At 40.8% G+C, this 12349-nt stretch carries 13 protein-coding genes and 1 pseudogene; 8 read left to right on the top strand and 6 right to left on the bottom strand.

Annotated features, from left to right (window positions below; genetic code table 11):
- Positions 1 to 215 precede the first annotated feature (215 nt).
- From PI95_RS21000 to PI95_RS20985, 4 genes and pseudogenes are all read left to right on the top strand, one after another.
- Complete coding sequence (locus PI95_RS21000) at positions 216 to 533, top strand: ArsR/SmtB family transcription factor (protein WP_039737363.1); 318 nt, start codon at positions 216 to 218, stop codon at positions 531 to 533.
- A 99-nt stretch (positions 534 to 632) separates the two neighbouring features.
- Positions 633 to 1351 (top strand): annotated as a pseudogene (locus PI95_RS20995) (MIP/aquaporin family protein).
- Positions 1352 to 1516: 165 nt separating this feature from the next.
- Complete coding sequence (arsC, locus tag PI95_RS20990; protein ID WP_201280542.1) at positions 1517 to 1915, top strand: arsenate reductase, glutathione/glutaredoxin type; 399 nt, start codon at positions 1517 to 1519, stop codon at positions 1913 to 1915.
- A gap of 147 nt (positions 1916 to 2062) precedes the next feature.
- Entirely contained in the window at positions 2063 to 3079 is a 1017-nt protein-coding gene (locus PI95_RS20985; protein WP_039737364.1) for a 1-acyl-sn-glycerol-3-phosphate acyltransferase, read from the top strand.
- A gap of 129 nt (positions 3080 to 3208) precedes the next feature.
- On the opposite strand, the gene PI95_RS20980 is transcribed toward PI95_RS20985, so the two are convergent.
- The 3 genes from PI95_RS20980 to rppA all read right to left on the bottom strand — a co-directional run bounded on the left by PI95_RS20980 (position 3209) and on the right by rppA (position 5038).
- Positions 3209 to 3652, bottom strand: a complete 444-nt coding sequence (locus tag PI95_RS20980; RefSeq protein WP_039737366.1) for a PIN domain-containing protein — start codon at positions 3650 to 3652, stop codon at positions 3209 to 3211.
- 3 nt (positions 3653 to 3655) lie between these two features.
- The gene (locus tag PI95_RS20975; RefSeq protein ID WP_039737367.1) at positions 3656 to 3964 is read right to left on the bottom strand and encodes a hypothetical protein; all 309 of its coding nucleotides are present in this window, start codon (positions 3962 to 3964) and stop codon (positions 3656 to 3658) included.
- A 384-nt stretch (positions 3965 to 4348) separates the two neighbouring features.
- Positions 4349 to 5038, bottom strand: a complete 690-nt coding sequence (gene rppA / locus PI95_RS20970; RefSeq protein WP_039737368.1) for a two-component system response regulator RppA — start codon at positions 5036 to 5038, stop codon at positions 4349 to 4351.
- Positions 5039 to 5126: 88 nt separating this feature from the next.
- On the opposite strand from rppA, the gene hisG reads away from it, so the two are divergent.
- Together hisG and PI95_RS20960 are read left to right on the top strand one after the other, a co-directional pair.
- Positions 5127 to 5750 carry an ATP phosphoribosyltransferase gene (hisG, locus tag PI95_RS20965; protein ID WP_039737369.1) on the top strand — a complete coding sequence of 208 codons (624 nt, stop codon included), beginning with the start codon at positions 5127 to 5129 and terminating at the stop codon, positions 5748 to 5750.
- A 187-nt stretch (positions 5751 to 5937) separates the two neighbouring features.
- Positions 5938 to 7821 (top strand): ABC transporter ATP-binding protein, encoded by a 1884-nt coding sequence (locus tag PI95_RS20960; RefSeq protein WP_039737370.1) that lies wholly within the window; start codon positions 5938 to 5940, stop codon positions 7819 to 7821.
- Between the two features lie 150 nt (positions 7822 to 7971).
- Here the strand turns inward: PI95_RS20960 and PI95_RS20955 are convergent, their stop codons facing one another.
- Together PI95_RS20955 and PI95_RS20950 are read right to left on the bottom strand one after the other, a co-directional pair.
- Positions 7972 to 8958 (bottom strand): ferredoxin family protein, encoded by a 987-nt coding sequence (locus PI95_RS20955; RefSeq protein ID WP_039737372.1) that lies wholly within the window; start codon positions 8956 to 8958, stop codon positions 7972 to 7974.
- Positions 8959 to 9059: 101 nt separating this feature from the next.
- Positions 9060 to 9839, bottom strand: coding sequence for a hypothetical protein (locus PI95_RS20950; RefSeq protein ID WP_052324633.1), 780 nt, complete (start codon positions 9837 to 9839; stop codon positions 9060 to 9062).
- 421 nt (positions 9840 to 10260) lie between these two features.
- Here PI95_RS20950 and PI95_RS20945 point away from each other — a divergent pair, with 421 nt between their 5' ends.
- Positions 10261 to 11016: a Mut7-C RNAse domain-containing protein gene (locus PI95_RS20945; protein WP_039737373.1), complete on the top strand. Its 756-nt coding sequence runs from the start codon at positions 10261 to 10263 to the stop codon at positions 11014 to 11016.
- 7 nt (positions 11017 to 11023) lie between these two features.
- On the opposite strand, the gene PI95_RS20940 is transcribed toward PI95_RS20945, so the two are convergent.
- Positions 11024 to 11245, bottom strand: a complete 222-nt coding sequence (locus PI95_RS20940; protein WP_039737374.1) for a hypothetical protein — start codon at positions 11243 to 11245, stop codon at positions 11024 to 11026.
- 95 nt (positions 11246 to 11340) lie between these two features.
- On the opposite strand from PI95_RS20940, the gene PI95_RS20935 reads away from it, so the two are divergent.
- Positions 11341 to 12315 (top strand): ROK family protein, encoded by a 975-nt coding sequence (locus PI95_RS20935; protein WP_039737375.1) that lies wholly within the window; start codon positions 11341 to 11343, stop codon positions 12313 to 12315.
- Positions 12316 to 12349 lie beyond the last annotated feature (34 nt).

Raw genomic sequence — 12349 nt, 5'->3', positions numbered from 1 at the left:
CCTACAGATACATGCGGCAATTAGGGAATTACCGCTACTTTGGATGTCGTTTATATTATGAATATCATGACTTAATAGTAAAATTACGTAAACAAATAATAACCGCAGATAAACCTCTTCTTTGCGCCTTTGCGCCTTGGCGTGAGATTTCTTTAAAATAACCGCAGATGAATCTCTGGGGATTCACAATAGAGACGTACCCTTGTCAAAATTCAATGCAAACCTCCCAAACAAATATAGTTGCCGGTTTTCACGCTCTCTCCGATCCGCTGCGGTTGAGGGTTTTGGAACTATTGCAAACACAAGAGCTATGTGTATGCGATTTGTGCGAAGTGTTGAATGTGACACAATCTAAGCTTTCCTTTCACCTGAAAACCCTGAAAGAAGCGGGTTTAGTAAACTCCCGCCAACAAGGACGTTGGATTTATTACAGTCTCAATCCGCCTCAATTCGCTGTTCTACAACAGTATTTAGCAGAGTACAGCCGCTTGAATCAGATATTATCGGCGCGTTCTTGCGACTCTGGTTGTTAATAAATCAAGTTTTTTTGATATATTTCGGTAAATGTATTATTATCTAATTAATTCATCAATTTTTTTTGATATGAAGTGAAGATAATTACATCAGCAAAAATGAAATCATTCATCAGGGAAGTTTCTCAATCTCGGCGAGAAGCTTTAGCAGAAGCAATTGGTACTTTTATTTTAGTTTTTGCGGGTACTGGCGCGGTGATGGTGAATGACATCAGCGGTGGTGCTGTAACCCATGTGGGAATTAGCTTTGTCTTTGGTGGGGTTGTGGCTGCTTTGATTTATTCTATAGGACATCTGAGCGGCGCACACTTCAATCCGGCAGTGACTTTGGCGTTTTGGACTAGCGGTTTTTTCCCGAAACGGCGGGTATTAATTTATATTATGGCGCAGTTATTGGGGGCAATTTGTGCTTCAAGTTTGCTGCTAACTAGTTTGGGAAGAGTTGCGAATATGGGTGCAACTATACCACTAAATGGCAATTGGTGGCAATCTTTGGTGCTGGAAACGGTTCTGACGTTCATTTTGATGTTTGTGATTTTGGGTTCGGGACTGGATCGCCGCGCACATATCAATTTTGCGGGTTTGGCGTTGCCGCTCTGCGGCTTGCCGAAGGCATCGCTCTTACGGTGGGGGTAGAAGCTGCTTTTATGGGACCGATTATCGGTGCAAGTATGAATCCAGCGCGATCGCTTGGTCCTGCTTTGGTGGGGGGAATTTGGCAATATCACTGGGTTTATTGGGTTGCACCGATTTTGGGAGCGCAGTTAGCGGTGGTGGTGTATGCAGTGCTTTCGGATGGGTTTCGGGATGTTAAATAAATAAGATTGAAATTTTATCTCACGCAAAGACGAGGCAGTGCGTTGGACGGGTCTCCCGGCTTGAAGCAACTGCCGTCGCAGAGACGCAAAGAAGGGAGTTAGTAGCGAATAGTGCGCTAGAAGTTGATAAAAGTTTAACCACTTATACCAATAAATAACAACATCATGAAACGAGTAATGTTTGTTTGTAAGAAAAATTCTAGGCGATCGCAAATGGCAGAAGGATTTGCACGCACTTTAGGAGAAGGCAAAATTTCTGTTAATAGTTCGGGTTTGGAAGCAAGTCATGTAGACCCGAAAACGATTGATATCATGTCAGAAATTAACATTGATATTAGCAATCAAACTTCTAAGCCTTTAAGCGATTTTCATCCGGAAGATTTTGATGGTGTGATTTCTTTGTGTGGCTGTGGTGTGAATTTACCCCAAGCATGGGTATTAAGAGAAGTTTTTCAAGATTGGCAATTAGACGATCCAGAAGGACAACCAATTGAAACTTTTCGCCGCGTTCGTGATGAAGTGAAAGAGCGGGTAATAAAGTTGATAGAGTCTTTTGGTTCGTAGTGAGCGGTTTACCGCTCGACGAGTACGGATTTTAACGGCTTTAGCCGTTACTACGTTTTAATTTTCTATCTATAGTATGATGTCATTTTTCAGCAGATAAAGCTACAATTTTAGACTAAGCCAACTTTTGTGATTTTCTGAGGTGTTGTGGTTAATCAAACTTCTGAAAACCTTTTAAACCCTCACATTGAAAAACTATCGACTAAGGGTTATAAATTCACCTGGTTTGATTGGTTTTGCCTGTGGTATCCTCCAGGTTGGCTGATTTTATTTAACCGCCATTGGCAACATTATCACGCCGATCCAGATGGTTGGAATTGGCTAGAGTATCTATTATTCTTAATTCCGGGTGGATTTTATCTCGCGGTATTAATTCGCTGGTTGCGTCTTGGATGTCGTTTACCGCGTCGTGAAGTTGATGAATTTGAACCAAAGTATCAACTAGCTTTTAGAGAAGAAATTCTCAGTTTAATTGTTAAAGATTATTTTCAAGCAGAGTTGCAACAACTTGAGAATTTGCCGCAAACAGGACCGATGATTGTGGCAATGAATCATGCGGGGATGTCTTTTCCTTGGGACTTTTTAAGTTTAGGTTATTTATTAAGTAAAACACGTGAATGGCTGATACAACCTTTAGCGAATGTATCTTTATTTGAGCATCCTTGGGTGATTTGGTGGTTGCCGGTTGGATGGTCACAAGTATTAGGTGGTGTGAAAGCCCAAAAAGATGACTTTGAAGCGGCGGTAAAAGAGCGTAAAATTATTTTATATGCACCAGAAGGTGTACGCGGACCTCAGAAAGGTTGGGTAAAGCGCTATCAGTTGCAAAAGTTTGATTTGAGTTTTATTCAGTTAAGCGATCGCTATCAAATTCCGATTCTTCCAGTTGTCTGTATTGGTAGCGAAAATCTACATCCCTTCGCTGTAAATTTCCGCAAATTGCAGAGATTAGTAAAATTACCATTTTTGCCTTTATCACCTTTGATGTTCGTCTTTCTTCTCTTTCCTTCAATGGGAGTTTGGGCGAATAAAACTGATTTGCGTTACTTTATTCAGCCGTTGTATACTACGGATAACGGCGAAAAATTAAGTAGAACTGTGGTTTATCAAAAAGCACAACAATTGCGAGAAAAGCTGCAAAGTCAAATTAATCAGCTTCGGTAGGAGATAGTTGTTATTTGTTAGTTGATAGTTGTTAGTAGATGGTTGTCAAAATACTACTAACTCCTAACTCCTAACTCCTAACTCCTAACTCCTATCCATTACCAATTCCAAAACGATAACCTTTGATCGCTAAGGCATTATGGTTGTTGGATGAACAGCGGTAATTTCAGAGTAACGGGCAAAGTCGCTGATATTAAACGTGAGGATGTGGGTTAACTCATGGACAAGCATTGCTGCAACAAGTCTCGCGTCATGCACGTTGACTCCCATGACTGCATGAGCAACTACAAGCCTTTCCCATTCTTGGTATATTGCTTCAGTATCCAGCAACAAGGGAAAAAACGCCTTTAAGCGGTTAATTTCTACTTCAGCTTCAGCTACGGTATGTCCCAAGCCATTTTTCTGTGCCGGACGAGTGTAAACATTCCAAAACTCAATTAAGTTTTGCGGTACAATATGTAGTAGCTCACCCTGTCCCAACAAAGTAGCGATCGCATTACTTGCATCTCCATACATCGGATGAGTTGGTTCGACACTACGTAAAAGTAAGTTTGTGTCTACGAGAAAAGCCACGCTTTACACCTCATCATCATAGATACTTTCGCGGCTAACAGCATAATCAGATAAAAGTGGTGTATTATGTTCATGACTTTCTGCCCACTGCCGAAAAGCTTGCTTTAATTGAGATGGTGTAGCCGTTTCGTACAAAAAACGCTTTTGTTGAGGTTCCACTAACCGCTCAAGCATTATACCAAGCTGCGATTTAATCTCGGATGGACTACGGCTAGTTATCCGAGCCAACACCTGAGTAATTGTCTCTATATCTTCTTTGTGTTGCTCTTCTATTTTGCGAAGAAGTTCAGACGCTTGACTGTTGCTAGCCATAAGACCATCTCCCTAACTGATAACTTTGTAATATCGCTCAACTTAGTACAGTTTTGCCTAAAATCGTAGCGTTTTTAAATAGATATAGGCGTATAAATTAATTGTGCGTTGTCTACAACCCTTGTATAGACGCGAAATTTAACGTTTATACAATGTTTTTCAACACAAGTCCGTTGGTTCACAACACAAGTCTGTTGGTTCACAACACAAGTCTGTTGGTTCACAACACAAGTCTGTTGGTTCACAACACAAGTCTGTTGGTTCACAACACAAGTCTGTTGGTTCACAAAACAAGTCCGTTGGTTCACAACACAAGTTGATGCATTCATAATGCATCGGGTATTGCCTTCCTTTAATTCGCGACAAATTAATGAAATGTTGTACTTAGTCCACTGAAGAAGCACCAAAACGATAACCTTTACCGTAGACGGTGTGAATTAGTTGCGTTTCACCAGCTACCTCAATCTTGCGACGCAGCAAGCGAATTAATGCCGCTATCACATTGCTGCTGGGTTGTTCGTCATCTGACCACAAATGCTGCATAATTTGCGCGTGAGTCAGCAATTGTCCGGTGTTTTCCATGAAGTATTGCAACAGTTGACTTTCTTTTTCTGATAGTTCTATAATCCGTCCTGGGCGAAAGGCTACTTGATTTTCGCTATCAAGTTCTAAATCAGCTACAGTCAGCTTGGCTGTGGTAGTTTGCGCTTCCGTACCGGAGCGACGCAATAAAGCACGCACTCGCGCTAATAACTCCCGCAATTCAAACGGTTTAACTAAATAATCGTCCGCACCGGCATCTAAACCTTCTACTCTATCATCTAAAGTATCTTTGGCGGTGAGAAACAGCACGGGTGTAACTTTACCACTGCGTCGCAATTGCTGACAAATTTCCAAACCGGTTTTTCCTGGCAGCATCCAATCTAAAATTAGTAAGTCATAATTGCCAGATAAAGCCAGTTGGCTACCATTTGTCCCATCATAAACCGCATCCACAGTGTAACCCTCGCGAGTTAACACGCGACTTAAGGGGTCAGTTAGTTCAACTTCATCGTCAACTAAAAGAATCCGCATGTTAAAAGTTATGAGTTATGAGTTATGAGTTATGAGTAAGCTATTTACATTCAAAACTCAAAACTGAAAATTTAACATCTACCTACTTATGATTACTGTTGCACTGCCAAAAGGGGAACTACTCAAAAATAGCATTCATTTGTTACAATCTGTGGGATTAGATTTTAGCGCTTTTTTAGATTCCGGAACTCGCCAACTTCAAATTCCTGATACCAGTGGCAAAGCAAAAGCTTTGTTGGTAAGGGCGCAAGATGTGCCTGTTTATGTAGAATATGGTCAGGCACAATTGGGTATTGTCGGTTACGACGTACTGCGGGAGAAAAAGCCGCAAGTTGCTCACTTGGTTGATTTGCAGTTTGGCTATTGTCGCATGTCTGTGGCGGTGAAAGCATCGAGTGCTTACCGTTCGGCGTTGGAATTACCTGCTGATGGTAGAGTGGCATCAAAGTATGTGAATTGCGCTCGTGAATATTTCCAAAGTTTAGATTTACCTGTAGAAATTGTGCCGTTATATGGTTCAGTAGAATTAGGACCAATTACGGGGATGTCAGAGGCGATCGTTGATTTGGTTTCTTCTGGGCGGACGTTGCGCGAAAATGGTTTGATTGAAATTGCGACATTGTATGAAAGCACGGCACGGTTGATTGCCCATCCTCTAAGTTATCGCCTGAATACAGGTAATTTGCACAAGTTGGTTGAGGATATGCGATAGCGAAGCGCTGCTGCGTTGGCGAAGCCTCTCCGCAAGGAGAAGCGCAGATCGCTTTCTTCACGAACGCAATCTAACATGTAGGTGAATAACGGTTTCAATCTCTGGGATAATGTGGGAGTATGAATATTAACGATACATTAGGAAAGGTTGCTTTTCTGATTGTAAAAATTAATATAATGCTCTTACTATGAGCACTACCAAACCTCTAAAAAGATTCTATACAGGGAACCGTCGGCGTGAAAATGACTGGCGGTTATTTTTGCGTTTAGTACCCTATGCGCGAAAACGCGGACGACTGCTAGCGCTTTCGATGTTGTTACTCGTGCCGATCGCTGTCGCCGGTGCGATACAACCTTTGCTAATCGGACAAGCCATATCCCTAATTCGCTCGGAACCAAGCACTTACGAGTTTCTGAGAAATCGCCCTTTAATGCAAGGGCTAAGTATCGTTGAAGGATTGTTGCTCTTAACGGTGAGCATCAACCTGATATTTACAGGTTTTCAGGGTTATGTTGTACAAAAGCTAGGACAAGAAATCACCGCCGAAATTCGCCGAGATTTATTTCATCATGTTACATCTTTGGCGGTACGTTTTTTTGACCGGACACCTGTTGGTAAACTAATTACCAGACTCACCAGCGATGTGGAAGTGTTAGGTGATGTCTTTTCCACTGGAGCGATCGGCATTGTCTCGGATTTGTTTTCAATGCTGGTGATTCTCGGTTTTATGTTTTCTATCGAGTGGGAACTCGCTTTGTTATTGCTGTTGATGCTGGTGCCAATCACTTGGTTAATTGTTTTCTTTCAGCAACAGTTTCGCAAAGCTAATTACAAAGTGCGGGAAGAACTTTCTGTTCTTAATTCCCAACTGCAAGAAAATATTACCGGGATTAATATAGTACAGTTATTCAGGCGGGAAAAATTTAACGCCCAATTGTTTCGCAATACAAACAAAGATTACGTCAAGGAAGTCGATCAAACCATCTTTTTTGATTCGGCAGTTTCCGCTACATTGGAATGGATTTCTTTAATAGCGATCGCCAGTGTTTTATGTGTCGGCGGTTTGTTATTATTAGATAAACAGTTGACATTTGGCACATTATCTGCATTCATTTTCTATGCCCAACGATTGTTCGATCCATTGCGGCAATTTGCGGAAAAATTCACAACAATTCAAGCTGGTTTTACTGCGATTGAGCGGGTTAGCGATATTTTAGATGAACCAATAGAAATACGCGATCGCACTAATCCGCGATACTCCTTTTTAGAATCAGAATTCGGCTATATCGACGATATCGTAGATAACTTAAATCCTCAAACAGCAAATGGTAAGTCTGCAAGAGGAGAAATCCGGTTTGAACATGTTTGGTTTGCCTACAAAGACGATGAATATGTCATTAAAGACTTAGACTTTACCATTCATCCAGGTGAGAAAATAGCATTAGTTGGTCCCACCGGTGCGGGTAAAAGTTCGATTATCCGTCTTTTGTGTCGTCTCTACGAACCGAGTAGAGGACGCATTTTAGTAGATGGTGTAGATATTAAAGAAGTACCTCAAGCAGAACTGCGACGTTATATGGCAGTAATTTTGCAAGAAGGCTTTTTGTTTGCAGGTGATGTTAAAAGCAACATCACTTTAGGAGACAGCTACACTTTTGAGCAAATTCAACAAGCAGCACAAAAAACAAACATTGACGAATTTATTGAAAATCTCCCCCAAGGTTATGATAGCCAACTTAGGGAGAGAGGGACAAATCTTTCCAGCGGACAAAAGCAACTTTTAGCCTTTGCCCGTGCTGCAATTCGCAATCCGCAAATTTTGGTACTAGATGAAGCAACCGCTAGTTTAGATGTAGGCACAGAAGCTTTAATTCAACAAGCATTAAATCAGCTATTAGTTGAACGTACTGCGATAATTATTGCTCACCGCTTATCTACCATTCGCAATGTAGATCGAATTTTTGTCTTGAAGCGAGGAGAATTAATCGAACAAGGAAGCCATGAAGAATTGTTGCTACAACAAGGACTTTACGCCACTTTGCACAACTTACAAATGTTAGGAACTACTTAATTTCGTAGTAAGCGCTTCAGCGCTTCCATAAAGCGCTGAAGCGCTTACTACATGCTTACTAAAATTTTGATATTAATCAGGCAAACTAGTACTTTAATTTACAAGTTACTCAGTTTTGTGGTAGATGAAAACCCTTGGATTATTTGTACATTACCTGCTTGGCAATGCACAATAAGCTGGAACCTTGCTAGCAAGAAGATTGAGACTAGTTACAGCATATTTGGCAAACACTGACTCTTTCGTAGCATTGCAAGAACCTTTCAATTCCTTAGTTTTACTTTCGTCTTTGACAAGTCTAGCTTGATAAGTGTAGAGACCAGATGGTTTTTCAAAAGTTATCTCTGCTTCAATTGTACAATTATCTAAGCTTTGCTTAATGATTTTGCCTGCCACTTTGTAGTCAAACCAATCCCATCCGTAGCGAAGAATTAGTTCTCTTTCCAAAACTTGCATCGCAGGTGGCAAAATTCCCCAACCTCGATAGACTTTATTCAAGCAATTAATATCACCACTGCGGGTCAAAATCGACTTGAATGACTCTTGATCTAGCGCACCGTAGTATCTTCCTTCTGGTAAGTCTATAGCTGTTGGTGCAAATCTATGTCCACCAAAGTGGCTTGATTTCCAAATCCGCACCTCATCCAAACCCAAATCAGAAATAGTAGCGTCTGCGTGATAGTAAAACGGATTGCCATATCTAGCACAACACATATCATGGCTACCGTGCGTACACACTAAAATATCTCTGGTTACACTTGTTTTTACTTCATATTTGGGAGTGCTACCCGATAACCATTTTCTGATAGTAGGTGCTGCTTGCTCAATATTTGGCAGTTTAAACTCTTGTTTGCGATATCCATTGCCAAGACCTTCTTGCTGATGATAAATCAACAATGTGGTGTGGTCTATTTTATGTGATTCATTATTAGCAATCAAGAGAAATCTTATCGGCTGTTTAGTGCGCTTCACCTCTTCTGCTAAAACTTTCAGACTATTTGGCACCCATCTGGAATTCAAAACTTCGGAATGCCAAGGTGGGGGACACTCTATTAAAACATAAGTTTGGTAGTTGGTGGCGCTACCAATAACATCCTCTCCTACTTGTTTGGAATGGTCGGAACAAAATAAATGAGTCATTTACCTGTACTGAATTGTGTATTTTATAAACAAAAGTTCTCTAAATGAAAGTGTTATTTTCATGACAAAATTTTCCTCTTAACAATGTTTTCCACTGCTCATCAATCATAAACTGCTGCCTTTGATACCAAGCAAGACAATGAAGGAAAGATGTATATTCCCCACCTCAAACCTGGTAGCCACTTTATAACATCATTTATAGGAAATGTCTCTTTCTTGAAGATATTTTCTCCAAAAGAGCTAAACGTACAAATAGATACTTTCTGGACTGCAATGTTTATTTTGTATACAATGCTATCTGGCTGTTCATGAATTTTTAATGGCAGAAACTTGTACTTTATAAAGTTTGTTACACTGCCAAAGTCAAATATATTGAACCTTGCCTGATAATCTAGACAGTATCTAGCTTTCAGCTTGCTGAAGCTATCGAGACACTTGTGATAATTATCACAAAAAATTCTCAAAATAACGCTTTTATTTAAATTATCTCTTAATCTATGAATATAATTTACTACAACATTTGTCTCTACACCTAAAGGTATATTCTTATGCCACGCTAATAAAATCAACTGCTTAATTAGCTTTGCTAAAAAGTCAATACCAATTTGCCAAAATATTTGTAAAGTTAAATGCAGGCTTAGTTGATTGAAAGCGATCGCACAATCCCAATCAGCTTTTTTACGCCACTTAATGAAATTGCTATTTATGCTTTCATCCCCAACTTTTTTATCTAATCCTAAGCGCTGCTGTCGGTACTTTAACTGATATAAATTGAAAATATTTGTAAACTTTTGGCAAAAAAATACTGCTTTTCTGGCTCCGGATTTTTTTAACAATTCTTCAAGACTATATGGTTTTAATATTTTCTTTTGGAAGAACATATTGCTAAATATTCTCAATAAAAAATAAAAAAATAAATCGGCGTTGGTTTAAGTCGTTGACATCTCACCCCCGACATTACAGCACAAGTTTCGGGTGGGGATCTGCATTGACTGTAACTGAAGTCAATAACAAAAGCAAGTATTTGATAACATTTCTGATTTTTCCTTGGCTGAGAAATTACCAAAAGCCTGTAAAATCAAGGTTATGTGCTTTTTTATAGCGGAAAATAGTTACAATAGTAACCATCACTCCTATCTATATAATAGATAAAATTTGTCAAAACTAGATGTTGTTCAGAGCGGTGAATGCGCTTCGTGCGGCACTTTGTCAAGAGTATACTTCTGTATCTCTTACCCAGTCCAAGCGTCCCCAGTCCAAGCGTCCCTAGTATGATGGAGAAAATAGACCTGATTTGTAGCTATGGCTGTTGCTTCTTTCTGCTTTCATGCAGAATTGAATGATTTTTTACCACGGTATAAAAGACAAGTAATAATATCCCATTCTTTTAGTGAAAGAGCCTCAATAAAAGACATGATTGAGGCTTTGGGTGTGCCTCATACTGAAGTTGATAGTATGGAAGTTAACAATAATTTTGTTAATTTTTCTTACATTGTTCAGGATAAAGACACTATCAATGTCTATCCAATTTCGGCTACACCTGATATTACACCAAGCGTCTCTGTTCGACCATTACCGCTAAGTGTCATCCGCTTCATTTTAGATATTCATTTAGGTAAGTTAGCGACATCTTTGCGACTGTTAGGTTTTGACACTTTATATCGGAATGACTATGACGATGAAGAATTAGCCGAAATTTCCAGCAGTCAATCACGCATTCTCTTGACTCGTGATAAGGGTTTATTAATGCGGAGTTTGGTGACACACGGATATTATGTCAGAAGCACTAATCCTCAACAGCAAATTGTGGAAGTATTGCAACGTTTCGACTTATTTAAAATAGTATCGCCTTTTCAAAGATGTTTGCGCTGCAATGGATTGTTAACACCTGTAGCGAAGGAATTTGTAATTGATCAATTACCAGAAACTGTGCGATGGCAAAATAATGAGTTCCATCGCTGCGAAGACTGCGCTCAAATTTATTGGCAAGGAACTCATTATCAGCGATTGCAACAGTTTATCGAGCAAGTACTTGACTCAAAGACAGTGATTGAATAACTCTATATTACTGATTTTCAGATGGTATGATACCCCCTCCCGGAATAAAAGCAGTTATAATTTGATGCTCTCCAACATTTTCTGAGTTTTCTTGCTCATGAATTAAATCGTCAGGATTTAAGTCTTTCTCGGCTTCAATTGGATCTGCTTCTTTATCTAGATTAAGAGAACGAGGAGGTTCTTTGGCACTAGATACATCGAAGAATGGTTTTGCTTTGTCAGAAGTCATAAGTTGCTAAAGGGCGCTATTTATTTTAGTGTTTGTCATATCTAGATAACAAACATCTTTCTTGAGAGTGATGGTGTGGGAGGAGTGTAAAGACTGTGACATTAATTTTAGCGCTTGATTTTGGTGGAACCAAGCTGGCAGCGGCGATCGCAAATGTGGGTTCTCGGCAATGGTTGCGTTGTGAACGTCGCTTTTCACCAAGGAATGCGAATGCTAGCAGTGATTTAGAAATGATGCGTGAGCTTATCCATTTTCTTCTACAATCAGCAAAACCAGCAGCTATTGGTGTCAGTTTTGGGGGACCGGTTGACGCAACTACAGGAACGGTGCGACTATCTCATCATGTCTGCGGGTGGGAAAATATTCGCTTAAAAGACTTGTTAGAAGCCGAGTTTGGCGTTTTTGTTAGTGTAGACAATGACGCTAATGTTGCGGCTTTGGGGGAACATCGCTTTGGTGCGGGACAGGGGTATGAAAGTTTGTTTTATATCACTGTCAGTACTGGTGTGGGTGGTGGTTGGATACTTAATGGTAAGCCTTGGCGGGGTGTTGGGGGAATGGCTGGTGAAATTGGACACATGGTTGTAGATCCGTCGGGACCGATGTGTTTGTGTGGAAAGCGGGGATGTGTGGAGAGGTTGGCGTCGGGTGTGTATATGGCGCGGGATGTAAGGGAGATGTTGGAAAACGAACCGCAGAGGCGCAGAGAGCGCAGAGAAGGGGAGATATTGAGGGATTTGGTGGGGGGGAATTTGGAGTTGGTGACGGGGAGGGTGGTGAGTGAGGCTGCGGGGTTGGGGGATGAGTTGGCGGAGCAGATTTTATACAGGGGTGCTTGGGGGTTGGGTGTGGGTATTGGGAATGTGGCGAATTTGATGAATCCGCAGCGGTTTGTGTTGGGTGGAAGTGTGACGAAGGCAGGGGAAAGATGGTGGGAGGTGGTTAGAAAAACGGCGCGGGAGACGGCTTTACCTGAGGTGGATTTGGAAATTGTGCCGGCGGCTTTAGGGGATGATGCACCGCTTTGGGGTGCGGTAGCGCTTGCCCAATCTACCTTAATAAGTTCGTAGTGAGCCAGCGCGGTCTTGGGGGTTTCCCCCATGA

Origin of the sequence: Hassallia byssoidea VB512170, assembly GCF_000817785.2 — a bacterium.
GTDB classification, from domain to species: domain Bacteria; phylum Cyanobacteriota; class Cyanobacteriia; order Cyanobacteriales; family Nostocaceae; genus Hassallia; species Hassallia carrinoi.
This window is presented reverse-complemented; position numbering and strand designations above follow the sequence as displayed.